General features: G+C 35.0%; 23 protein-coding genes and 3 tRNA genes. 14 read left to right on the forward strand and 12 right to left on the reverse strand.

Annotated features, from left to right (window positions below):
- Positions 1–250 precede the first annotated feature (250 nt).
- Together A9G24_RS04380 and A9G24_RS13315 are read left to right on the forward strand one after the other, a co-directional pair.
- Positions 251–1,540 (forward strand): NAD(P)/FAD-dependent oxidoreductase, encoded by a 1,290-nt coding sequence (locus A9G24_RS04380; RefSeq protein ID WP_081303080.1) that lies wholly within the window; start codon positions 251–253, stop codon positions 1,538–1,540.
- Positions 1,541–1,912: 372 nt separating this feature from the next.
- The gene (locus A9G24_RS13315; protein WP_081303081.1) at positions 1,913–2,170 is read left to right on the forward strand and encodes a YiiX/YebB-like N1pC/P60 family cysteine hydrolase; all 258 of its coding nucleotides are present in this window, start codon (positions 1,913–1,915) and stop codon (positions 2,168–2,170) included.
- A 24-nt stretch (positions 2,171–2,194) separates the two neighbouring features.
- Here the strand turns inward: A9G24_RS13315 and rnhB are convergent, their stop codons facing one another.
- The 4 genes from rnhB to fabZ are packed head-to-tail and all read right to left on the reverse strand — an operon-like array spanning position 2,195 to position 5,202.
- Complete coding sequence (rnhB, locus tag A9G24_RS04385; protein WP_065637941.1) at positions 2,195–2,785, reverse strand: ribonuclease HII; 591 nt, start codon at positions 2,783–2,785, stop codon at positions 2,195–2,197.
- Positions 2,779–3,933 carry a lipid-A-disaccharide synthase gene (gene lpxB, locus A9G24_RS04390; protein WP_065637942.1) on the reverse strand — a complete coding sequence of 385 codons (1,155 nt, stop codon included), beginning with the start codon at positions 3,931–3,933 and terminating at the stop codon, positions 2,779–2,781. The genes rnhB and lpxB overlap by 7 nt, the downstream gene beginning before the upstream one ends.
- Complete coding sequence (gene lpxA, locus A9G24_RS04395; protein ID WP_065637943.1) at positions 3,933–4,712, reverse strand: acyl-ACP--UDP-N-acetylglucosamine O-acyltransferase; 780 nt, start codon at positions 4,710–4,712, stop codon at positions 3,933–3,935. Before lpxA ends, lpxB begins: the two co-directional genes overlap by 1 nt.
- Before the next feature lie 43 nt (positions 4,713–4,755).
- Entirely contained in the window at positions 4,756–5,202 is a 447-nt protein-coding gene (fabZ, locus tag A9G24_RS04400) for a 3-hydroxyacyl-ACP dehydratase FabZ (RefSeq protein ID WP_065637944.1), read from the reverse strand.
- 230 nt (positions 5,203–5,432) lie between these two features.
- Between fabZ and fkpA the strand changes: the two genes are divergently transcribed.
- From fkpA to tusC, 3 genes are read left to right on the forward strand one after another with little or no spacing between them, the layout of a single operon-like run.
- On the forward strand, positions 5,433–6,254 hold the full coding sequence (gene fkpA / locus A9G24_RS04405; protein ID WP_065637945.1) for an FKBP-type peptidyl-prolyl cis-trans isomerase: 822 nt from the start codon (positions 5,433–5,435) through the stop codon (positions 6,252–6,254).
- A 1-nt stretch (position 6,255) separates the two neighbouring features.
- On the forward strand, positions 6,256–6,624 hold the full coding sequence (gene tusD / locus A9G24_RS04410) for a sulfurtransferase complex subunit TusD (RefSeq protein WP_218056212.1): 369 nt from the start codon (positions 6,256–6,258) through the stop codon (positions 6,622–6,624).
- Positions 6,625–6,638: 14 nt separating this feature from the next.
- Positions 6,639–6,992 (forward strand): sulfurtransferase complex subunit TusC, encoded by a 354-nt coding sequence (tusC, locus tag A9G24_RS04415; RefSeq protein ID WP_065637946.1) that lies wholly within the window; start codon positions 6,639–6,641, stop codon positions 6,990–6,992.
- A 260-nt stretch (positions 6,993–7,252) separates the two neighbouring features.
- On the opposite strand, the gene nagE is transcribed toward tusC, so the two are convergent.
- Positions 7,253–8,746 (reverse strand): N-acetylglucosamine-specific PTS transporter subunit IIBC, encoded by a 1,494-nt coding sequence (nagE, locus tag A9G24_RS04420; protein WP_065637947.1) that lies wholly within the window; start codon positions 8,744–8,746, stop codon positions 7,253–7,255.
- 247 nt (positions 8,747–8,993) lie between these two features.
- On the opposite strand from nagE, the gene nagB reads away from it, so the two are divergent.
- From nagB to A9G24_RS04435, 3 genes are read left to right on the forward strand one after another with little or no spacing between them, the layout of a single operon-like run.
- A complete protein-coding gene (gene nagB / locus A9G24_RS04425; protein ID WP_065637948.1) occupies positions 8,994–9,800 on the forward strand; it encodes a glucosamine-6-phosphate deaminase in 807 nt (268 codons plus the stop codon).
- A gap of 11 nt (positions 9,801–9,811) precedes the next feature.
- Positions 9,812–10,954, forward strand: coding sequence for an N-acetylglucosamine-6-phosphate deacetylase (gene nagA, locus A9G24_RS04430; protein WP_065637949.1), 1,143 nt, complete (start codon positions 9,812–9,814; stop codon positions 10,952–10,954).
- A gap of 35 nt (positions 10,955–10,989) precedes the next feature.
- On the forward strand, positions 10,990–12,219 hold the full coding sequence (locus A9G24_RS04435) for an ROK family protein (RefSeq protein WP_065637950.1): 1,230 nt from the start codon (positions 10,990–10,992) through the stop codon (positions 12,217–12,219).
- Between the two features lie 57 nt (positions 12,220–12,276).
- Here the strand turns inward: A9G24_RS04435 and asd are convergent, their stop codons facing one another.
- From asd to A9G24_RS04450, 3 genes are all read right to left on the reverse strand, one after another.
- A complete protein-coding gene (asd, locus tag A9G24_RS04440) occupies positions 12,277–13,380 on the reverse strand; it encodes an aspartate-semialdehyde dehydrogenase (RefSeq protein WP_065637951.1) in 1,104 nt (367 codons plus the stop codon).
- Between the two features lie 937 nt (positions 13,381–14,317).
- A tRNA-Pro gene (locus A9G24_RS04445) sits at positions 14,318–14,394 on the reverse strand.
- A 25-nt stretch (positions 14,395–14,419) separates the two neighbouring features.
- Positions 14,420–14,495: transfer RNA gene (locus A9G24_RS04450), tRNA-His, on the reverse strand.
- 820 nt (positions 14,496–15,315) lie between these two features.
- Between A9G24_RS04450 and A9G24_RS04455 the strand changes: the two genes are divergently transcribed.
- Both A9G24_RS04455 and A9G24_RS04460 read left to right on the forward strand, forming a co-directional pair.
- Positions 15,316–15,996, forward strand: a complete 681-nt coding sequence (locus tag A9G24_RS04455) for a response regulator transcription factor (RefSeq protein WP_065638031.1) — start codon at positions 15,316–15,318, stop codon at positions 15,994–15,996.
- Positions 15,997–16,015: 19 nt separating this feature from the next.
- Positions 16,016–17,314: an ATP-binding protein gene (locus A9G24_RS04460; protein ID WP_065637952.1), complete on the forward strand. Its 1,299-nt coding sequence runs from the start codon at positions 16,016–16,018 to the stop codon at positions 17,312–17,314.
- 10 nt (positions 17,315–17,324) lie between these two features.
- On the opposite strand, the gene A9G24_RS04465 is transcribed toward A9G24_RS04460, so the two are convergent.
- Positions 17,325–18,074: a M15 family metallopeptidase gene (locus A9G24_RS04465; protein ID WP_065637953.1), complete on the reverse strand. Its 750-nt coding sequence runs from the start codon at positions 18,072–18,074 to the stop codon at positions 17,325–17,327.
- A gap of 158 nt (positions 18,075–18,232) precedes the next feature.
- On the opposite strand from A9G24_RS04465, the gene A9G24_RS04470 reads away from it, so the two are divergent.
- From A9G24_RS04470 to A9G24_RS04480, 3 genes are all read left to right on the forward strand, one after another.
- Entirely contained in the window at positions 18,233–19,366 is a 1,134-nt protein-coding gene (locus A9G24_RS04470; protein ID WP_065637954.1) for a bifunctional tRNA (adenosine(37)-C2)-methyltransferase TrmG/ribosomal RNA large subunit methyltransferase RlmN, read from the forward strand.
- A 27-nt stretch (positions 19,367–19,393) separates the two neighbouring features.
- Positions 19,394–20,008, forward strand: a complete 615-nt coding sequence (locus tag A9G24_RS04475; RefSeq protein ID WP_065637955.1) for a tetratricopeptide repeat protein — start codon at positions 19,394–19,396, stop codon at positions 20,006–20,008.
- A gap of 63 nt (positions 20,009–20,071) precedes the next feature.
- Positions 20,072–20,647 carry a manganese efflux pump MntP gene (locus A9G24_RS04480; RefSeq protein ID WP_065637956.1) on the forward strand — a complete coding sequence of 192 codons (576 nt, stop codon included), beginning with the start codon at positions 20,072–20,074 and terminating at the stop codon, positions 20,645–20,647.
- Positions 20,648–21,145: 498 nt separating this feature from the next.
- Here A9G24_RS04480 and groL read toward each other — a convergent pair whose 3' ends face one another.
- The 3 genes from groL to A9G24_RS04495 form a co-directional block, all read right to left on the reverse strand.
- Complete coding sequence (gene groL, locus A9G24_RS04485) at positions 21,146–22,792, reverse strand: chaperonin GroEL (protein ID WP_065637957.1); 1,647 nt, start codon at positions 22,790–22,792, stop codon at positions 21,146–21,148.
- A 47-nt stretch (positions 22,793–22,839) separates the two neighbouring features.
- Positions 22,840–23,133 (reverse strand): co-chaperone GroES, encoded by a 294-nt coding sequence (locus tag A9G24_RS04490; protein WP_034915350.1) that lies wholly within the window; start codon positions 23,131–23,133, stop codon positions 22,840–22,842.
- A 145-nt stretch (positions 23,134–23,278) separates the two neighbouring features.
- Positions 23,279–23,716: an FxsA family protein gene (locus tag A9G24_RS04495; RefSeq protein ID WP_065637958.1), complete on the reverse strand. Its 438-nt coding sequence runs from the start codon at positions 23,714–23,716 to the stop codon at positions 23,279–23,281.
- A gap of 159 nt (positions 23,717–23,875) precedes the next feature.
- Between A9G24_RS04495 and A9G24_RS04500 the strand changes: the two genes are divergently transcribed.
- Positions 23,876–23,951, forward strand: a tRNA-Phe gene (locus tag A9G24_RS04500).
- Positions 23,952–24,126: the final 175 nt, after the last annotated feature.

Here is a 24,126-nt window from a genome sequence, read left to right on the forward strand (position 1 = left end):
TTATAAATTATACGAAAAGTGCTTTATTTTAATGAATAAAGCAAAATTTTTAGTTTTAAAAAAGAAATATATCAACACGATCAATAATAAATACGGCTATACTCCATTTGGAGTTTTAAATAAATTTTAATAATTGTAAAACATCACTTTAATAGGTTTTATTTATAAATGAGATTCGTTAAAAGAAATAGATAAAAACCTACTTATTTAGTATGATATTTACAATTAATTACGATAAGGTTTGAAATTTATGAAAAAAATAATAATTATTGGTGGTGGAGCTGGTGGTTTGGAACTAGCTACAGACCTTGGCAATAAACTAGGAAAAGGCAACCAAGCTGACATTACACTGATTGATAAAAATAGTTATCACCTATGGAAACCTTTATTACATGAATTTGCTACTGGTGTTTTGAACGAACAAGCTGATAGAATTGACTATGCTTCGCAAGGGCAACAACACAACTTCCAATTTACTCAAGGTACGTTCACCAATCTTAACCGTGAAGAAAAACAAGTTATTATTGAGAATTTAAATAACGAATCTATTTCTATTCCATATGATATTTTAGTTGTAGCAATAGGTAGTACTTCAAATGATTTTGGTACGCCAGGTGTTAAAGAACATTGTATCTTTTTAGATGACCAAAACGCTGCAATTCGTTTACGTGAAACACTTATTGCAAAATTTGCTAGTTTTTGTTCAATTATTGATAAACATGAAGCAACAACTGAAGATAAAATTCGTATCGCTATTGTTGGTGGTGGCGCAACTGGTGTTGAATTAGCTTCCGAATTACCTCATATGGTTGAAACATTTGGTGCTTGTGGCCAAAATAAAATGTGTTCAGATTTGCTGGATGTATCGGTTATTGAAGCAACTGATCGTATTTTACCTGCGTTACCTGAAAAAACAGCATTAGGTATTACCGAAACATTACAAAAACGTGGCATTCATGTGTTAACAAAAACCATGATAACTAAAGCGGAAAGTGATGGCTTTTATCCCAAAGATGGAAACACCATTCACGCCGATATTATGATCTGGACTGCGGGTGTAAAAGCGCCTGACTATCTAAAAGATATTGCTGGTTTAGAATCAAGCCGTTCTAATCAACTTGTGGTTAAACCAACATTACAAACAACACGCGATGATAATATTTTTGTTATTGGTGATTGTGCTTACGCAATGCAAGACAGCGGAAGAGCCGCTCCCGCTACAGCACAAGCCGCACATCAGATGGCAAAAATCTGTTATGAAAATATTGTGAACATGTTAAATAATAAATCAATGAAATCGTTTAATTATACCGATAATGGAACGATTATTTCTCTGCATGATACTGCACAAGGTGTGGTCAAAATTGCCGGCAAACGAGAAATGAATGTTAAAGGATTTTTTGCTTTAACTATTCATCGCCTGCTCTATCGTATGCATCAAGCAAGTTTATTGGGTATATTCAACACAATTCGATTTGTTAAAGCGAGTAAAGAGATGTATAAAAATAAATTTGCGTCTATCTTTACTCATCAAGATTAGGTTCTTCTCCTTTAGATAACTACTTACAAAATATATTTTGTAAGTAGTTTTTTTCTTCTATGATCTATAGCAATTTTGATTTATATAAGTAAATTTAACGCGTTTTATTATACGGTTGATGCTGTCTGTAGTTAGCTTTATTAGTATGGCTAGTTAGAAACCTCAAGATGGTATATTATTTTTCAATCCTCACAATCAAAAAAAGTCTAGCTGTTGAACAAGCAACAAACTCGCCATACAGCCATATGTTTTTGAAACTGCTAATAAAGTAGTTTATACACCACTAAATAGTTGGATTGCGCGTGATAAAAATAAAAATTACATCATAAAACGTTTAAAAGATCACAATTTATCCAATAACCAAATTGCAAAATTAAAGCAAGTAGTTTTGAAGGCAAACCTTATGATATCGGGTTTGATTGGGACAATAATTATATCTATTGTTCTGAGTTAATCTGGAAAATTTATGATAAAGCACTTAAATTGAAAATTGGTCAATTACAAACTATCAAAGATTTTAATCTTTCATCGCCAGCCGTGAAGAAAAAATTAAAAGAACGTTATGGAAACAAAATTTCTTATCAAGAAATAGCCATTTCACCAGTTTCTATTTTCAATTCACATTTCTGACACCGGTTGACAAACAATGGTGAATTAAAATAATGCTAAACTCTTAACTGGTGCAAAACTTTTACGATATAAATGATTAATACCATGTTCTTTTATCGCCGCTAAATGCGCTTTAGTTGGATAACCTTTATGCTTAGCCAGACCATATTGTGGATACAACTTATCAAGCTCAACCATCTCACGATCACGTGTAACTTTAGCCAAAATTGAAGCAGCACTAATCTCTGCCACCAATAAATCGCCCTTAATGACTGCTTTGGTTTCAATACCAAAATCAGGACAACGATTACCATCAACTAATACAAAATTGGGTTTAATAGTTAATCCAGATACAGCACGCTGCATTGCTAGCATAGTGGCATGTAATATATTTAATTTATCGATTTCATCCACTGAAGCGCGGGCAATATTCCACGCTAAAGCATCTTGTTTAATTATGTCAAACAGTTGTTCGCGCTTTTTTTCAGTCAATTTTTTAGAGTCAGTTAAGCCTTTAATTGGCTTGTTTGGATCTAAAATGACGGCAGCAGTAACAACATCGCCACACAGTGGACCGCGTCCGACTTCATCGACACCAGCAATTAATGTGGCATCTGGATAGGTAAATTCTAACAACAATGTGCATCCTCTAATACATCAAGTACTGCTTTAGCTGCTTGCTCATCGGCATTACAACGGATTTGTTTATGCAAAGATAAAAATGTCTGTTTTAGCTCAGTATTATCACCCTCTAACAAGGCAATAATGTGATTCGCGATATTTTCAGGTGTGCAATCTTGCTGTAATAACTCTGGAACTAGGGCTTTACCAGCTAAAATGTTAGGTAAAGAGACATAAGGAGTTTTAATTAATTTTTTAGCGAGCCAAAAGGTGAAAGGTTTCATTTTATAACCTACAACCATAGGACATTTGGCTAACATACATTCTAGTGCCACAGTACCAGAGGCTAAAATTGCCGCATTGCTAGCAATCATTGCTTCACGGGCATGACCGTCTAATAATTGTATGTCAAGTTGTGGCGCAACTTCTGCTTTAATCTGTTCAAACTCTTTTCGTCTTTTTTTATTCACTAATGGTACAACAATATGTAAATCAGGATAACGTTGACGTAATAGTTGCGCAGCTTCTAAAAAAGGAGTCGATAATAATGTCACTTCTGCATGGCGACTACCGGGTAATAAAGCTAAACAACGGCAATTTAGTGGCACATCTAATTGTTGACGCATTGTCGTTTGATCTGGATTAAGTGGAATATCATCAGCCATCTTATGACCAATAAAGCGACAAGGCACATCAAATTTATCATAAAAGGTTTTTTCGAATGGTAAAAAAGCTAAAATGAGATTGGTATTACGTTTTATTTTGAAAACCCGTTTTTGCTTCCAAGCCCAAACGGAAGGGCTAACGTAATGAATCGTTTTAATACCGGCTTGTTTTAATTTACCTTCTAGGGAAAGATTGAAATCAGGTGCGTCAATACCAATAAATATATCAGGATTAAGTTCAATAAGACGTTTACTGATATCTCGGCGAATAGATAAAATACGGCGTAATCGCCCCAATACTTCAACAATGCCCATAACCGATAATTCATCCATTTCATACCAAGCCCTACACCCTTCAGCTTGCATTTTAGGACCTGCTATACCAACAAATTCAATGTTGGGATGATGATTTTTTAGCGCACGAATCAATCCGGAGCCAAGAATATCGCCAGAAGTTTCTCCAGCGACTAAGGCAATGGTTAATGGTTTATTGGTCATTAACGGATAATGCCACGCGTTGAACGTGCAAAAAAGTCAACAAAGAGTTGAGCTTCAGGATATTGTTCGGCAATGGTTGCAATTTCAGCTTTAGCTTCGTCCAACGTTAAGCCATTTCGATAAAGGACTTTGTAGCTATTGCGAATCGCCTGTAAGGCATCTTTGCTAAAGCCTCTGCGCTTTAAGCCTTCATAATTTACACCATGAGGAGTTGCATGATTGCCTTGGGCAATAACATAAGGAGGAACGTCTTGCGCAACACCAGAACAACCACCGACCATAACATGCGATCCAATCACACAAAATTGATGAACAGCTGTCATGCCGCCAACAATGACATAATCGTCCAATTGAACATGTCCACCTAAGGTGGCGTTATTTGCTAAAATACAGTGATTACCAATATGACAATCGTGTGCAACGTGAGCATTAATCATCAATAAATTATCACTACCAACACGAGTTAACTCGCCACCTTGAACCGTACCACGGTGAATAGTGACGCTTTCGCGAATCATATTGCGATCGCCAATTTCGGTACGCGTTGGCTCTCCACGATATTTTAAATCTTGGTTTACTTCACCAATTGAGACAAATTGATAAATTTGGTTATCTTTACCAATTTTGGTGTGACCATTGATGACAACGTGCGATTTTAAAAATGTTCCGTCACCAATTTCAACATTTTCACCAATAAAACAAAAAGGACCAATTTTGACGTTATCGCCGATTTTAGCACCTTTTTCAATGACTGAACTTGGGTGTATTTCTGTTGCCATAGTATTTCCTTAAAACAATTTGGAATATATAAAATACCAAATGTTATTTACGAGCACACATCATTTCGGCTTCGCAAACTAACTTACCATCAACAGTTGCAACACCGTGGAATAACGCAATGCCACGACGTTCTTTAATATACTCAACGTCTAATACAATTTGATCACCCGGTACTACGGGACGCTTGAAACGCGCTTTATCAATTGAAGCGAAGTAATAAAGTTGTCCTGGCGACAATTCTTCAATGCTTTTAAATGCCAAAATTCCTGTAGCTTGTGCCATGGCTTCTAAAATTAATACGCCTGGAAAAATCGGTTTATTAGGAAAGTGACCTTGGAAGAATGGTTCATTCACAGTAACATTTTTGATCGCTTTTAATGTTTTACCTTTTTCGTAACTAAGTACGCGATCAACCATTAAAAATGGATAACGATGAGGTAATAAACTGATGATTTCTTCAATATCAAGGGCATTAAGTTCGGTAGTCAAAATAGCTATCCTTATACATTATTTGCTATAAATTTTATACATTATAACTGAGGAAGCCTGTTTCACTCAAGGATGATTTAAATAGCTCGTTTTAATTATTCCATTATATTGATGCTATGTTAATATAACTTAATTAAATAAATGATTTGTAAATACTATATTATCCCATACCAAATCATATATAATAATGAAAATAATTAGTTAAAAAGTTTATAACTTGGAGAAGTAGAATGAAATCATTGATTAAAATGACATTAGTCAGCAGTGCCATTGTATTAGCATTAACTGGGTGTGATGATAAAAAATCAGCTGACACTAATAGTTCCACAACAGTAGCAAATAAAGTTACAATTTCAACTGATGCACAAAAAGAAGCATATGCGTTAGGTTCATCATTTGCAACGTACATGAAGTCAAACTTAGAACAAAATGAAATCAAACCAGACCAAGAGTATTTGATTAGTGGTTTTAATGAGACTTTCCGTGATGCATCGCAACTTTCAAAAGATGATGTTAAAAACATCTTAGATGCATTTGGAAAACGGATTCAAGAAGAAAGCAAAGCACGTTTTGAAAAGCAAAAAACTGAAAATACAGCAGCAGGAGATAAATTCCGCACAGAATTTGCTAAACAAGATGGCGTACAAAAAACCAAGTCAGGATTACTTTATCAAATCATTAAAGAAGGTTCAGACCGTCATCCAACTGAGCAAGATACTGTTATTGTTCATTATTCAGGCACATTGACGGATGGACGTAAATTTGATAGTTCTTATGACCGTGGTGAGCCGGCAACCTTTCCACTTAATGCGGTTATCAAAGGTTGGACTGAAGGAATTCAATTGATCGGCATTGGCGGTAAGATCAAACTGGTTGTGCCACCAGAGTTAGCTTATGGTGATCAAAGTCTTCCAGGACAACAAGATAAAGCAGGCATCCAACCAGCATCAACATTAGTATTTGAAGTTGAGTTGCTTGGCATTGATGGCGATAAAAATGACAATACTCAAGAATCAACACCAGCTCAAAATCAAGAACACGCAGCTGAATAATTTGCTTGATTCATTAAGTTATACTCTTGTTATTATGGGTCCTGCTTATGGGACCCAATCTGCTTACTGCGCATATCAATTTGCACAAGTTTTACTGTCTAATACACCACATACAATTAAAAACATCTTTTTTTATGCCGATGGTGTTTATAATGGCAACCGCTATACCGATCCAGCCAGCGATGAATTTGATTTAATTTCTGCATGGCAAGAATTATCTCAAAAACACGCTTTCACTTTGACGGTTTGTGTAGCAGCAGCACAGCGTCGTGGCATTATCGAAAATAACCTCGCTGATCATTTTCAATTAACTGGCCTTGGTGAATTAAGTGAGTCAATTGCAATGACAGACCGTACTATTCAGTTTTAAGGTTAAGGATTCAAATGAAAAAAGTGGCAATTATTATTAGTACGCCCCCGCATGGAAATGCCAAAGGTCGAGAAGCACTTGATATCGCATTAGCCACCTCAGCAATTAACCATATTTCTGTTTTTTTTGTCGATGATGGTGTATTTCATTTGTTACCTAATCAGCAACCAGATCAAATTTTAATGCGTGATTATATTGCGACTTTTAATATGCTTGAACTTTATGATATTGATGATGTGTATGTATGCGAATCTTCACTTAAATCAAGAAATCTAATACAGATACCTCGTAATATCCCAAGTAAAATCATTAATAATGAGTCATTAATGCAATTATTAACCATTCAAGATGTAGTATTGCGCTTCTAATTTTATATTGACATACACAATCTCACACCACAACAACAAGATTGATCTCTAAACTAAAATCATTCAAATAAATATTGATTTTATTTAACTTTTTATTTTGTTGTTTTTTTAATAATCAATTTTCATAAAAAATGCATTCTAGCGTTGATAGTTAGACTCATGAAGTTTGTTAAGTTTAAATCAAATAAATAACCCACTCCATTTTTTGCTATGCTTAAATAGAGTGGGCTATAATTTCATTAGATTTAGCTTTTATATAACTAAACTAATTTCTTCATTTGATCAGCAATTTTTTCAGCTTGAGTTCCAACAATAATTTGTGCGCCAGTTTTACCTAACTTAATCACTGCCATTGCACCAAGCGCTTTGGCCGCTTGCTCATCAATAAGATCTGAATCATTCACCCCTAAACGTAAACGTGTAATACAAGAATCAATATTGGTTAGATTTTCTTTACCACCAACAGCAACTAAATACTGCTCTGCAAGTTTCGATGTATCACCAATTGCTTGTTTTTGCTGAGTGTTTTCGGTTGATGAAACTGTGGTATCTTCATCTTCACGACCTGGTGTTTTAAGATTAAATTTAACAATCACAAAACGGAATACAACATAGTAAACAATAAAGAACACTAAACCTTGAAGTATAAGCATATACCAATGTACAGCAAGTGGATTACGGCTGGAAAGTAACATATCAACTAAGCCAGCACTAAAGCCAAACCCTGCAATCCATTGCATTGCAGCTGCAATATAAAGTGAGATACCAGCTAAAACAGCATGTAAAACATAAAGTACTGGTGCTACAAACATAAACGCAAATTCTAACGGTTCAGTAACACCGGTAAAAAATGCAGCAACTGAAGCGGCTAACATGATTGAGGCCGTTTTATTTTTATTGCCTTTTTTCGCGGTATGGTACATCGCTAATGCCGCACCAGGTAAACCAAACATCATAACAGGGAAAAATCCAGCTTGGTAACGACCAGTAATACCCACTGTTGCTAATCCATCTTCAATTGATTTTTGCCCACCTAAGAAGTTAGGAATATCATTGATACCCGCAACATCAAACCAAAATACTGAGTTTAAAGCATGGTGTAAACCAACAGGAATAAGTAAACGATTGAAAAATCCATAAATACCTGCACCAACAGAACCTAATTCTTTAATATATTTACCGAACGCAACAAGTGCATCATAAATAGTTGGCCAGATAAAATATAAAACAGCGGATACTAACAACATAACTATTGAGACAATAATAGGGACCAGTCTTTTTCCACTGAAAAATGATAGCGCTTTATGTAATTCAACCTGACTAAAACGATTATAAAGTTCGGCGGCAATAATACCAACAAGAATACCGATAAATTGGTTATTTATTTTTTTGTAAGCAGCAGGGACTTGCCCTAGCCAGTCATCTGCTTTTGTATCAATACCATTAAATAGTGCAATCGAGCTAGGAGAAAGTAAAGTTGTAACCACTAAAAAACCGACTAAACCAGCAAGTGCGGCAGCACCATCTTTATCTTTAGACATACCGTAAGCCACACCAATAGCAAAAAGTATAGGCATATTATCAATAATTGCGCCGCCCGATTTAATTAAAAACGCAGCAATAATATTATTTTGTCCCCAACCATTAGGGTCGATCCAATACCCTATTCCGAGTAGTATTGCGGCTGCGGGTAGTACTGCGACAGGCACCATCAGTGAGCGCCCGATACGTTGCATATAAGCTAAAATTCCCATAAGTTAACCTCATATATTTTTAAGGGCATATAAAAAATGTCATAAAATTTTACATTTTTAAACGATGATAAGTAAGTCTTCTTTATTTCACTCTATATTATTTTACTTCGCAAATTAATTATTACTTTTTTGTGACAAAAATCACTATATTTTTTGATTAATTGTCTTAATATAGTACAATTAATCCAACATATTTTACTTTTAAAAAAAAGAATTTATTTAATTATATCAAAAGAGGTGATATCTCATGAGACTTATTCCTTTAGACAATGCACAAGAAGTCGGTGCTTGGGTTGCACAGCGTATTGTGAATAAAATTAACCAATTTAAACCGACAGCAGATCGACCATTTTTACTAGGTCTACCAACCGGAAGCTCGCCGTTAGTCATGTATCAACAATTAATCAAACATTATAAAGCTGGTCATGTTAGCTTTAAACATGTAGTAACGTTTAATATGGATGAATATGTAGGCCTTCCTGAAGATCATCCGCAAAGCTATCACACATTTATGTACGAAAATTTCTTTAACCATATTGATATTGATAAAAACAATATCCATATATTAAATGGTAATGCGCCAGATATTGATGAAGAATGTCGTCAATATGAAGCGAAGATCAAGGCTTATGGCAAAATCAATATTTTTGTAGGTGGGGTTGGACAAGATGGACATATCGCATTTAATGAGCCGGGCTCTTCGCTTTGCTCTCGTACTCGTATCAAAACATTAACTGAAGATACACGCATTGCCAATTCTCGCTTTTTTGATAATGATGTTAATCAAGTACCAAAACATGCGCTAACTATCGGAGTTGCCACTTTAATGGATGCTCAGGAAGTGATTTTATTAGTTTGTGGTCATAACAAAAGTTTAGCGTTACAAGCTGGTGTTGAAGGTAGTGTTAATCATCTTTGGACAGTGACAGCACTACAAATGCATCGAGCTTCAATCATTGTTTGTGATGAACCAAGTACTGATGATCTTAAAGTGAAAACATTAAAATATTTTAAACAAATGGAAGCTGATAATCTTAAAGTGACCGTTTTATAAAGGATAAATCAATGTACGCATTAACAAATTGTCGTATTTATACAGGTTATGAAATTCTTGAAAATCACGCCGTTATTATCAACGGCGACAAAATTGCTAAAATCTGTAAACAAGACGAATTAACCCCAGATATCAAAATTGAAAATTTACAAGGTGCAATAGTTGCGCCTGGATTTATTGATATCCAAGTCAATGGCTGTGGTGGGGTGCAATTTAATGAAACGCTTGATGCCCTAAGTATTGAAACATTAGAAGCAATGCAAGCAACAAATCTAACTTATGGATGTACGAGTTATTTACCGACTTTAATTACATCAACTGATGAATTTATGATAAAGGCGGTTAAAGTAATGCGTGAATATTTAGCCACGCATGCCAATCAAGCACTGGGTTTACATCTTGAAGGTCCTTATATTAGTCCAGAAAAGAAAGGCATTCATGACGAGAATATTATTCGCCAACCTTCACAAGAAATGATTGATTTTCTTTGCGAAAATGCAGATGTAATAAAAATTATCACATTAGCTCCTGAAAGAGTCGACAGCCATTTTATCAAACAGCTGGTTAATGCTGGAATTCATGTATCAGTTGGTCATTCTAATGGTCATTATGATGATTGTCGTCGTGGATTTAATGATGGTATTCGTTTAGGAACACATCTATTTAATGCCATGCCTTATATTTCTGGACGCGAACCAGGTGTAGTTGGTGCAATTTATGATGAATCAGAAGTTTATGTAGGTATTATTGCTGACGGTCAACATGTAAGTTGGGCAAATATTCGCAATAGTCACAAAATTAAACAAGATCATTTAATCTTAATTACCGATGCAATGCTACTTGCTGGCTCTAATTTAGAAACTGGTGTATTTGCAGGTAAAACCATTTATTACAAAGATGGTCGCTGTGTGGACGAAAACGGTACACTTGGTGGTTCGGCATTAACCATGATTGAAGCAGTAAAAAACGCTGTTGAATATGTAGGTATTGCATTAGATGAGGCGTTAAGAATGGCGACACTTTATCCAGCCAAAGCAATCGGTGTGGATAAAGACCTTGGTAGTATTAGCGAAGGGAAAATCGCCAACTTAGTTATTTTTAATCGTGATTTTACTGTCACTAAAACCATTGTAAATGGAGAAATACATCTTTAGAATGCAGATAGTTAATAAAAATATTGAGATGTAATATGTTATTTAATTATCTGAATTTAGTGGGAAATGCTGAGCTAATTAAACAACTTAATTATGCAATGATCTACCGTTTAATTGTTCAGCAAGCTCCTATTTCTCGTATACAACTGGCTGAAATGAGTCAATTAGCACCAGCCAGTATTACAAAAATTACTCGACAATTATTAAAAAATCAGCTGATCAAAGAAGTTGATGCTCAGCAATCAACGGGTGGTCGACCTGCGGTTTCCATTGAAGCTAAATTTGGACATTACCAAGCCATTGCGGTGCAATTAAGCCGCTTTCATGTCACTATTGAACTTTTTGACTTAGGATCTAAATGCCTAATCTCCAAAAGATATTCTCTGACTCATTTTACCGAACAGCAAGTACAAGCATATTTAATCAAATTAATTAAAGAATTCATTGAGGAAAATAGCAAAAAAATAAATCAGTTAATTGCAATATCCATTGTACTTCCGGGCTTAATTGATTCGGTCAATGGCATTGTCCGCTATACACCACATATTCAAGTGAAAGAGTGGGCTTTATCCAAAGTTTTACAAGAAAAATTCAATGTATCTATTTTCTTAGGCAATGATATTCAAAGTTTAGCATTAGCCGAAAGTTATTTCGGGTCAACACAACATGTTGATGACTCCATTTTAATCCGTGTACACCGTGGTGTAGGCTCTGGCGTTATTGTTAATCAACAACTACTAACAAATCACAATCAAAGCGCTTGCGAAGTTGGTCACATTCAAGTTGATGCATTAGGCGAACGCTGCCATTGTGGTAACTTTGGTTGTTTAGAAAACCGTGTAGTCAATAAAGCTATTGAAAACCGAGCGAAACAGATGATTGAACAAGGCTATAGATCAAGATTAACAACAGATCACTGCGATATTAACCATATCTGTCAATATGCTAATCAAGGAGATGAGCTAGCAATAAAACTAGTCAAAGATGCGGGTGAAAACCTTGGCAGGGCAGTTGCAATTATGGTTAATATCTTCAATCCACAACGAATCGTATTAGCCGGTGAACTCACCAAGTCGCCCGAAATACTATTAAACGCGGTCAATAGCGCATTAAATGCTCAAAGCTTAGAAGGTTTACGGAAAAATCTGACTATTACTTGTTCATCACTTAACGACAGATCAGCGATTGGCGCATTTGCATTAGTGCAGCAAGCTTTATTTAATGGCTCATTATTAATGACATTGTTGGACGATAAAGAACAGTAATCGATTATAATAAATAATAAAGCCCGACCAATCGGGCTTTGCCATTTTATGTTTAATTTAGGCTAATATGCGTAACATTCTTCGTAATGGTTCAGCCGCGCCCCATAATAATTGGTCACCAACAGTAAAGGCAGATAAATAATCTTTACCCATATTAAGCTTACGTAATCGGCCAACTGGTGTGGTTAAGGTACCTGTTACTGCGGCTGGTGTCAGCTCTCGCATGGAAATATCACGATCATTCGGCACTACTTTTACCCAATCATTATGAGCGGCAAGCAGTTTTTCAATTTCAGGCACACTGATATCTTTTTTCAACTTAATAGTAAAAGCTTGGCTATGACAACGTAGTGCGCCAATACGAACACAAAGTCCATCAACTGGAATAATTTGGCTGGTACCTAAGATTTTGTTGGTCTCAGCTTGTCCTTTCCATTCCTCTTTGCTTTGGCCATTATCAAGCGCCTTATCGATCCAAGGAATTAAACTACCCGCTAATGGCATACCAAAGTTATCAGTAGGCAAACTACCATCACGCATTTTTTGGGTCACTTTTCTCTCAATATCTAAAATAGAAGAATGCGGATTTTGTAACTCTTTGGCAACCTCAGCATTTAGCATGCCCATTTGAGTAAGCAGTTCACGCATATGGCGCGCACCACCACCTGAAGCCGCTTGATAAGTTGAAACCGAAACCCAATCAACAAGATTTTCAGCAAATAAACCACCGAGAGACATTAACATTAAGCTCACAGTACAGTTACCACCAACAAAGGTTTTAATACCTTTATCTAAAGCAGCATCAATGTTGGCTTTGTTAACAGGATCGAGCACGATAATTGCATCATCAGCCATACGTAATGTTGATGCTGCATCAATCCAATAACCTTGCCAGCCCGTTGCACGTAGTTTTGAATAAATCTCGGAGGTATAATCCCCACCTTGGCAAGTAACAATAATATCTAACGCTTTTAATGCATCAATATTATCTGCACTTTGTAATGTGCCTGTTTTACCGCCAAAATTAGGAGCAGCTTGACCTGCTTGAGAAGTAGAAAAGAAAATAGGATTGATATAATCAAAATCGTGTTCTTCAACCATACGTTGCATAAGAACAGACCCCACCATTCCACGCCAACCGACAAAACCAACATTTTTCATATTTTATTTCCAAAAGTAGATGTTATAAAAAGATATTTTCACTATTAAAGCAAAATATCATCATAAAACAAGTCAGATAAGAATTATTTTTGTAGGCAGGGCTTTAATAACATGGTGTTATATATTGAAAGATAAAATAACCATAATAACCAGTAGAAAAACGAATCATCATCTGCAACTAAATACCGCTTCTAGATAATACATTCACCACTTTAACAACTTGATTAATTTTATATTTTTATTTATTGAAATGATTTGGTTACTAGTTGATTTATTTGTAACAACTTATATGTACCTAACGCATTTCTTGGTTGGGTAATTCCTACACATAAAAATATAAGCATTATTGCTGTTTAAATTATTTATAGAACCATTTATTATAAAATTTGGTGACAGAATTAACTGTCATCTTTAAATTAGCAAATACACCAAATATAGGATGGGATCTGTGTTTTGTATTTAAATTTACGCACAGCTTGACTGCGTAATGCTAGTGCTTTAACAACCGACTTACTATTCTTTCTAAAACAACATATTCCTCATCAAGAATATCATGGTCTAAGCTTGGGGCTCCTAAACGTACTTTTATGAGCTAATAGAGATGGGCATTGATTAAGGCATAATTCCCCAATTGTTGTTTAAAGTCACAACTAAATTTTTTGACCACAATATGTGCTGCTATGATTTTTATTTATACTATAGCGACCATCTTTTTCCTCTTTTTGGCAAGGAGAAATAAGTTGCTATCGGATTCCAATAAGATGAAACGGTATAGAATCCTGAATAATTTTCACAAGCAGAAGCCAAAAATAAAAGCATAACAGTTAGGGAAATGAATAATAAGCAACGCTAATGCTGAAAACAGGGAGCTATCTAAATTTTTGATAGAAGATAATAAAATAGCCCACTTGGATAAGTAGGCTTTTTTATTGAAAATTGGTCGGCGAGAGAGGATTCGAACCTCCGACCCACTGGTCCCAAACCAGTTGCGCTACCAAGCTGCGCTACTCGCCGTTAGATGCTTTTTGCGTTCTATAAATGGGGTGGCTAATGGGATTCGAACCCACGACAACTGGAATCACAATCCAGGGCTCTACCAACTGAGCTATAGCCACCATAGAAGCAGGACGAAATATTACGCATAAAAAATAACATTGTCCAGCACAATTTTAAAAAAACACACCAATTGATTATATAAGAAGCGCTAAAAGTATAAAATTTGATAATTCCCAATTCAGTCTTTAGCAAAGGCGCTTTTAGCTGAAATACTGATTTCTTAGTTGGATAGATTATTGTTAGCAATTTTAACACACCCAAATCAGTGAGTTGCTAGCAATCCTTTTTGTCATAACGTTTTTGGTACTTTAAGAAGTTCAGCATTGACACATCGGTAACCTCGCCAGTAAGCTATGGCTGTTCACATATACCTTAGGCTCTAAAGATAATGAGCATGCTTTTTTATTAAATTAGGAAAAACATAAGCATTTTTTAATAGTTATTTTTAGCTATTTGGCGGTAACATAATCAGAAAATACAACAATATTGGCTTTGTCAATTCTAAAGTCTATAAGACGTCAAACTTCAGCAAATTTATTCTTTCCTAATTACTTGTGGTTTTATTTTTTATCTCCATATTCTATCTATAAAGTACATATTTGATGGTGAAACATTAAAATATTACTTTATTATATTTTAGCTGAGAATTGAATGATGTAATTGCAGAATAAACAATCAATTCCACTTATATTCTTGGGTTAGAACATATACTACAACATATAGCTAACCTAAAACGTTTTTACATTATTAATAACAGTAAATTAAAACATCTGGGATCGTTCAAAATATGTAATATTTTAGTAAAAGAACCTGACTTTTTTTTTATTATTGCAATAATGTAAAAATCTAAATTAAATAACAATGGCGATTGCGATTATGATAAATATTTTATTAATTGATGATGATATTGAACTATCACAAATGCTTAGCGAATATTTGACTAATGAAGGTTTTAATATCAAAAGTGTTTATTTAGGTAAAGATGGTATTGATGAAGCATTATCAGGAAAATATCGTGCCGCAATTTTAGATGTCATGTTACCCGATATTAATGGCATTGATGTTCTTAAAAGCATACGACAACAATGTAATATGCCAGTTATTATGTTAACAGCCAAAGGCGACAATATTGATCGTGTATTGGGATTAGAATTGGGTGCGGATGATTATATCCCGAAACCATGTTATCCTCGAGAATTATTAGCCAGATTACGTGCTGTTTTACGTCGTTTTGATGAACGTTCAGTTGAAATGGTTGATGATAAAAAATATCATTTTAATGGTTTAACTTTAGATCTACCACAACGATTATGTACTTGGAATGGACAAGTCATTGATTTGACATCAACCGAGTTTAATTTATTAGTCTTATTGGTAAAACATAGTGAGCGAGTAGTCACTAAAGAAGAGTTATCAGAAATCGGGCTTGGTCGAGCACGAGAACTTTACGACCGCAGTGTCGATGTTCATATTAGTAATATTCGTCAAAAATTACATCAAATAGCACAAAATGATGTAACGATTGAAACAATTAGAGCGGTCGGTTACCGTATCCGTTAACGACCAATAGGCTTTTAGTATGAATCGTCGATTATTTTGGAAAATACTCATTATATTTTGGGTTATTTTTTATCTCACCTTCCAATTAACTTGGATTGCGTTTTCGATTTATGCAGAAAATAAAAATCAAAGATTCCTCAATCATATGCCGACAAAAGTCGATATGATTGCTCAGTTATTACATGTGGCAGGTGAAGATGAAACACTTAATTTTATAGCGCATTTGCCCGAACAAGAAAGGGCTTTATTATCAATAAAATTAGTTTCTCCAATAAATGAGCAAGTCAATATACTGACTGATGAATTAGAAACGCCAACATATGTTTATCAACGTATGGCAGCAGCGCCTGACGGAACGCTTTATTCTGTTTCATTTAAAGAAGATAAGGACGATCATACTAAAAAAACATTGTTCAATATGCCAATGCCAATAGTGTTAATGGGAATATTTGTTGGACTTGTCTTTAGTCTTTTTTTAGCATGGAATTTAACCAGACCTATGAGACTATTAAGGCAAGGCTTTTTCAGGGTATCTCAAGGCGATCTTTCTGTCCGATTATTCAATAAATTAAAACCTCGCCGCGATGAGTTGAGTGAACTCGGTAAAGATTTCGATATGATGGTTGAACAACTTAATATATTGATATCTGATCGCCAATCTCTCCTTCATGACGTCTCTCATGAGCTCAGAACGCCACTTGCTCGTTTACAGCTAGCAATTGGGCTTGCTCAACAAAATAAACAAAACATTGATACGGCTTTGGCTAGGATAGAGTTAGAATCACAAAGATTAGATCAACTAATTGGTGAGATTCTAAATTATTCTCGAGCCGAAATGAATAATCGCACTGATGAATATTTTGACTTAAAAGATTTAATAAGTGTAGTTATCAATGATGCTAACTATGAGGCGAATCACCAGTTAATTGATGTACATTTTATTTCATCACCAATTACGCATTCAATTGTTAAAGGCAATTCAGAACAAATACGCCGTGCGATTGAAAACATTATCCGTAATGCTATTCGCTTTTCACAGGCAGGACAAGCAGTAGAAGTTTCATTAAAAGAAACAGGCAAGTATTTGCAAATTGAAGTAAAAGATCGTGGACCTGGTGTTGAAGCTAATAAACTATCCAGTATTTTTGAACCGTTTGTTCGTATTCAGTCTCCGCAATTAGGCAAAGGTTATGGATTAGGGTTAGCAATAGCCAGAAAGACTGTCATTATGCATAACGGTACTATCCAAGCAACTAATCGCGATGGTGGTGGTCTTATTGTAACAATAAGTTTGCCATATTGGAGAAAGCTTCAATAATAAAAACATGTTAATAACAATCAGTATTAACAGTTAACACATACTCTTTAACTAGGTTTTCTAACTTGATTTTATCGTGACCTGTAAAAGTTAAAGCTTTCATGATAGCATTTGGATCGCTTTCTAATATAGCTTTATATTGTGCAATATATTGGCTAGCGATCGGTTTGTATGACCAATGCCATTCTTCCGGTTGATATCCTCCTTTTCTTCCATCATTAAATGCTTGGCAAAATCCATATTTGGGAAGATTTTCTTGAAGCCACTTATAAAGAATTACGCCTTTTTTATCATTTCTAAAATATGCTGAAGAAACACTCGTAATATCGATATCTGTACCCCAATGATGGCGAGAAGTACCTGGCATGGATGAATATTTTAAAATCTGTTTCGCAATTTTTTGCGGATCATTGAACTTAGTAGACAATGCATCCCATTTCCGTTGCCAAATTCCATTTTGGTAAGTGTAATTTCGCGTTGCACTTACTACAACAAAAGGGATATCTGGGTGAACTTTTTTAAAGTCATTATAAGCCTTTATAAGTTGTCTAGTTGGCTCTTTCTGCAGGTACATTCCTTTTTTATTAACAGGCAGTATGGTTGAGTCCAAGGCGATAAAGTTATCGTCTTTTTTTTCATCAAACTGTCCAATCAGTTTATTTAATGGGATTTGTTTTGCCATAGTAAAAGTAGAAAATAGAAGTAACGCTAAGTTTAAAGCCAAACTGCCAGTTTTTTTAAATATTATGGATTTTATCATCTTTTAGCATTACCAATATTCTATTAGCCAGATTAAGTTAAAAACAGTATAATCTTTTTCCTAAAAATTGAAATAGCCATAATGTGTAAAAACGAGGCCTTATGTTAACACCATCTACACCCAACACGTCTATTAATTGTTCAGGCGTTACAAATACAATGAATCTTAATACAACTAATCACACAAACGAAAAAATAAATTTACTCAATTTTACACGCCAGCAATTAAGAGAGTTTTTTATATCACTTGGCGAAAAGCCATTTCGAGCCGATCAAGTGATGAAATGGATCTATCATTTTGGGATAGATGATTTCGATCAAATGACCGATATCAATAAAAAGTTACGTGAGCAACTCAAAACTTTAGCTGAAATTAAAGCACCGATGATTGCAATGGAGCAACGCTCATCAGACGGCACAATTAAATGGGCGCTTGATGTTGGAAACAATCAAATGATTGAGTCTGTTTATATTCCTGAGCGTGATCGTGCAACATTATGTGTTTCATCACAAGTTGGCTGTGCATTAGCGTGTAAATTTTGTTCCACAGCACAACAAGGATTTAATCGAAATTTAACCGTCTCTGAAATTATTGGTCAAGTATGGCGGGCATCAAATGCCATTGGTGTAACCGGTAAATTGGCTGATAGGCCTATCACCAATGTCGTTATGATGGGAATGGGAGAGCCACTACTTAATTTATCTAATGTGGCACCAGCTATGGAAATCATGTTAGATGATTTTGGTTATGGTTTATCAAAAAGACGTGTCACACTATCAACGTCAGGAGTTGTTCCCGCTTTAGATAAACTAGCTGGTATGATTGATGTAGCATTAGCAATCTCGCTCCATGCGCCAAATGATACTATTCGCAGTGAAATTATGCCAATAAATGAAAAGTATAACATGGCAATGCTACGAGATTCTATTTTACGCTATCTTTCTACTTCAAATGCAAATCATGGTAAAGTAACAATTGAATATGTATTACTTAATCAAATTAATGATGGCGTTGAGCATGCGCACGAGCTGGCAAAATTTCTTAAAGATGTACCTAGTAAAATTAATTTAATTCCTTGGAATCCATTCCCTGGAGCACCGTATGCTCGCTGCTCTAATACACGCATTGACCGCTTTATGAAAACACTGATGGGATACGGTTTTACAGTAATTGTTCGTAAGACCCGTGGTGATGATATTGATGCAGCATGTGGACAATTGGCTGGCGAGGTTGTTGACCGTACCAAAAGAACACTTTATAAAAAACAAAATCTAGTTCAGCAAACAATATAAAGATAACTCTTTATAAAGGAAGAATAGATGCAAAAATCATTAATTATATCTAGCTGTTTTTTGATGGTGATACTATCGGGCTGTCAAATGAAAAACGGCAATGAGTTTGATCCAGAAAAGGCGGCTTTAGCTAGAATGCGACTTGGATTAGGTTATCTTGCTAAAGCAAATGAATCAGCAGAAAATATCAAAGCAGCACATTATAATCTGAAATTAGCAGCACAATATTCCCCAAATAATCCTAAAGTTATGTTAGCTATGGCAATGTTTGATCAACATGTTGGCGAATACAACGAAGCCGAAATAATTTACAAACGTATTACACAAATGCAACCAGGTAATGGATTATATCATGTGCATTATGGTTCTTTTTTATGTGGACGGGATCGTTATCAAGAAGCAAAGCAGCAATTTCAGCAAAGCCTTGATTTAGATCGTCACCGTTGGAAAGCCGATGCTTATGAGCAATATGGCTATTGTGCTATCCAAAATAAAGATAAAAAAACAGCTGACTTAATGTTTAACCTACTTTTTCAATATGATGCAAACCGTCGAGATAGCGTCAAACAAACAGCTGAACTATATCAAAGTAAAGGCGATATAAAAGTCGCAAATTATTTATTTTCAGTAACAAAAAAATAAATTATAACGAATTATTATTCAATAATAATTAAATTAATATAATGTAAAGCAAGAGTATATGTCATGAGTTTTTGGGCTATTTTGTTGTTAGCACTGGCTATGTCAACCGATGCCTTTGCTGTCGCTGTATGTCGTGGAGTTTCGCTTAAATCAACCCCATTTTTAGGAGCACTCAAAGTCGGTATTTTATTTGGTGTTGTCGAGGCTATTACGCCATTACTGGGTTGGTTAATTGGCTATATTGCACTGCAATATATAGAACAATGGGATCATTGGGTTGTTTTTACTGTCATGTTATTTTTGGGTATTAACATGATTTACAGTAGTTTTAAAAATTCTGATGAAGATTGCCAAGATGATAAAGGAGCCTCATCAAAAAAATCTTCTTTAATATTAATTTTTACAGCTATATCAACCAGTATCGATGCATTTGCTGTTGGGGTTGGGCTGGCATTAGCGAGCGTCAATATCTGTTTTGCTGCAACAATGATTGGGATAGCAACCTGTTTAATGGTAACGATTGGATTATTATTAGGTAATAAATTAGGATGTTTAATTGGTAAACGAGCAGAATTTTCAGGTGGCTTGGTACTTATTGTGATTGGTATAATTACACTTTATCAACATCTATCCAATTAACCTTTTCTGACTTTCATCTAGCATAATACCCCTTGATTTTTTAAAGGGGGAATTATCATAACAATATACTCTAACATTGAGATACCCAACGGGTAACATTGGAACCAATTTTGGTAATTTTCCATAAACCGTTACAGCCTAAAGGTAACAGTTTATAAAAAGCACTTCTACTTTCTCCTTTTTAAATTTTACAAAATGTTATATCAAAACTATGTGTATCTTGATTATAAACTGCTTTGAATGTGCCTTTATCATGATGGTTTTATAAATTGAGTAATCATTTGTTAACGATTAAGTTGCAAATCTTTACTGGCTAACATGACCATTTTTTTATTTTGTAGAATTTCTATATCAATTTATATTTTATGTTTATCAACTAAATTTTATATTTTTATTTAGCTCTAACTAATAGTTCTCGGAAGGGGGATATTACGAAAAAGCCATCCGCATCAGCGGATGGCTTTAGTTGATTTGTATCGGTTGGATTATCGACGAAAATTACATCATTCCGCCCATACCACCCATGCCACCCATACCACCAGCAGCACCTAAATCAGCTTTATCATCTTTAGGCAAATCTGTCACCATACATTCAGTAGTAATCATAAGACCAGCAACAGATGCAGCATATTGTAATGCACTACGAGTTACTTTAGTTGGATCTAAAATACCCATTGCAATCATATCGCCATACTCTTCAGTCGCAGCATTATAACCATAGTTACCTTGGCCACCTTTAACTGCATTGATAACAACAGATGCTTCTTCACCACAGTTAGTCACGATTTGGCGTAATGGTGCTTCCATTGCCCGAAGTGCAACTTTGATACCGACATTTTGATCTTCGTTCGCACCTTTAAGTTCTGCAATTGCCGACGCAGCACGAACAAGGGCAACACCACCACCAGCAACAACACCTTCTTCAACAGCTGCTCGAGTAGCGTGTAACGCATCTTCTACACGCGCTTTCTTCTCTTTCATTTCAACTTCAGTTGCTGCACCAACTTTAATTACTGCAACACCGCCAGCAAGTTTGGCAACGCGTTCTTGAAGTTTTTCTTTATCATAATCAGAAGTTGATTCTTCGATTTGTTTACGAATTTGTTCAACACGCGCATTAATTAAAGACTCTTCACCAACGCCATCAATAATGGTTGTATTATCTTTATTGATAACAACACGTTTAGCTTGACCTAAATCTTCAAGTGTTGCTTTTTCAAGTTCTAAACCGATTTCTTCTGAAATAACAGTACCAGCAGTTAAGATAGCAATATCTTGTAACATTGCTTTACGACGATCACCAAAACCAGGTGCTTTTACCGCAGCAACTTTAACAATACCACGCATGGTGTTAACAACTAATGTTGCTAATGCTTCACCTTCAACATCCTCTGCGATAATTAATAAAGATTTTCCTGCTTTAGCTACAGCCTCTAAAACTGGTAATAATTCACGAATGTTAGAGATTTTTTTGTCTACTAATAAGATATAAGGGCTTTCTAATTCAACAGTTGCCGTTTCTGGTTTGTTGATAAAGTATGGAGATAAATAACCACGATCAAATTGCATACCTTCAACAACATCAAGCTCATCTTGTAAGCCTGTACCATCTTCAACGGTGATGACACCTTCTTTACCTACTTTTTCCATTGCTTGCGCAATTAATGTACCAACAGTTTCATCCGAGTTTGCAGAAATTGTACCAACTTGTGCAATTGCCTTAGAATCGGCACATGGCGCAGATAATTTTTTAAGTTCTTCAACCGCAGCAACAACCGCTTTATCAATACCACGTTTTAAATCCATTGGATTCATACCCGCAGCAACAGCTTTTAAACCTTCATTAACAATTGCTTGAGCAAGCACGGTTGCAGTAGTTGTACCATCACCCGCTGCATCATTCGCTTTAGAAGCGACTTCTTTCACCATTTGTGCGCCCATGTTTTCGAATTTATCTTCTAATTCGATTTCGCGAGCAACAGAAACACCGTCTTTAGTAATTGTTGGTGCACCAAATGATTTATCTAATACTACGTTACGTCCTTTTGGACCTAAAGTTACTTTAACTGCATCAGCTAATACATTAACGCCTTGAAGCATTTTGATGCGAGCATCATTACCAAATTTTACATCTTTAGCTGCCATCTTCGTATTTCTCCTAAATTCTGTCTATAAGTTTAATTATTTGCTGGTTATGCTTGAACAATAGCTAGAATATCGCTTTCTGATAAGATAAGCACTTCTTCATTATCGATTTTTTCTGTTTTAACGCCATATCCTTCATTAAAAATTACGATATCACCAACTTTAACATCTAACGGCTGAACTTGGCCATTTTCTAAAATGCGACCATTACCAACAGCTAAAACTTCACCACGTGTTGATTTACCAGCTGCTGAACCAGTTAAAACAATACCACCAGCTGATTTTGATTCTACTTCTTTGCGTTTAATGATCACACGATCATGCAATGGACGAATTTTCATTAGTTATCTCCTAGCACTAATTTTTAAATAGACAATTATTAAAAATAAATCATAAAATTACGATTTTATAATATAGTTCACTTTACATGGGGACTATTTTAAAATCTTCAAGAGGACAAAATTAAAAAAAATTTCAATTGATTGTTTATTCATCATCCTTACGTTTAAACTCTCCCTCAATAATATCCTCATTGTGGTAACGTGTTTGTGATGATGCAAATGTTGATTTAATCGGCATTTTTTTAACAATAAATTTAACAATATGTTCTTGAACATTGGGTATTAATAAAATTGCACCTAAGATATCCGTCAAAAAACCCGGGATAAGCAATAAAAAACCAGCAAAAAGCAAGGCTACACTTTTAATGATTTCATTTTTAGGACTTTGGTTATTTGCTATTTTTTGTTGCATAATACCAAGATTCTTCAAGCCTTGAGATTTAACTAATGAAAAACCAAGAATAGACGTTGCAATAATACAAATTAAAGCAAGGAAAACCCCCATTGTATTTGCAACTGTTATGAAAAAACTAACCTCAAAATAAACATAAATAAAAAAAATAATAAAACCAATAAATCGCATATAACAATTCCTATAAGCATAGAGACATATTATTAGAAACTAGCTATTAATATGAAGATGATTAGCTATTTTTCAACCGAACGATATGTTTTTTTCAAAATATCTTACAAAAGGGATTGACTGATAATCACAAATCGTGTTTAATGTGCATCCATTGTTGCCCGGATAGCTCAGTCGGTAGAGCAGGGGATTGAAAATCCCCGTGTCCGTGGTTCGATTCCGCGTCCGGGCACCAATCACCAAATTCTAAGACCTGCTTCTAGCAGGTTTTTTTATGCCTAAGGCCTTTTCAGATAAGCCTTTCACCTTGTTGTACTCCTCTACAGTGTTCAATTGAAATTAAGCTAAATCCAGTAATAAGTTAATTTTTCATCAATAATTTAATGATTATTTTATTTACAATAATTATA

The organism is Gilliamella sp. App6-5, from assembly GCF_001690525.1.
Taxonomy (GTDB): Bacteria; Pseudomonadota; Gammaproteobacteria; order Enterobacterales; family Orbaceae; genus Gilliamella; species Gilliamella apicola_H.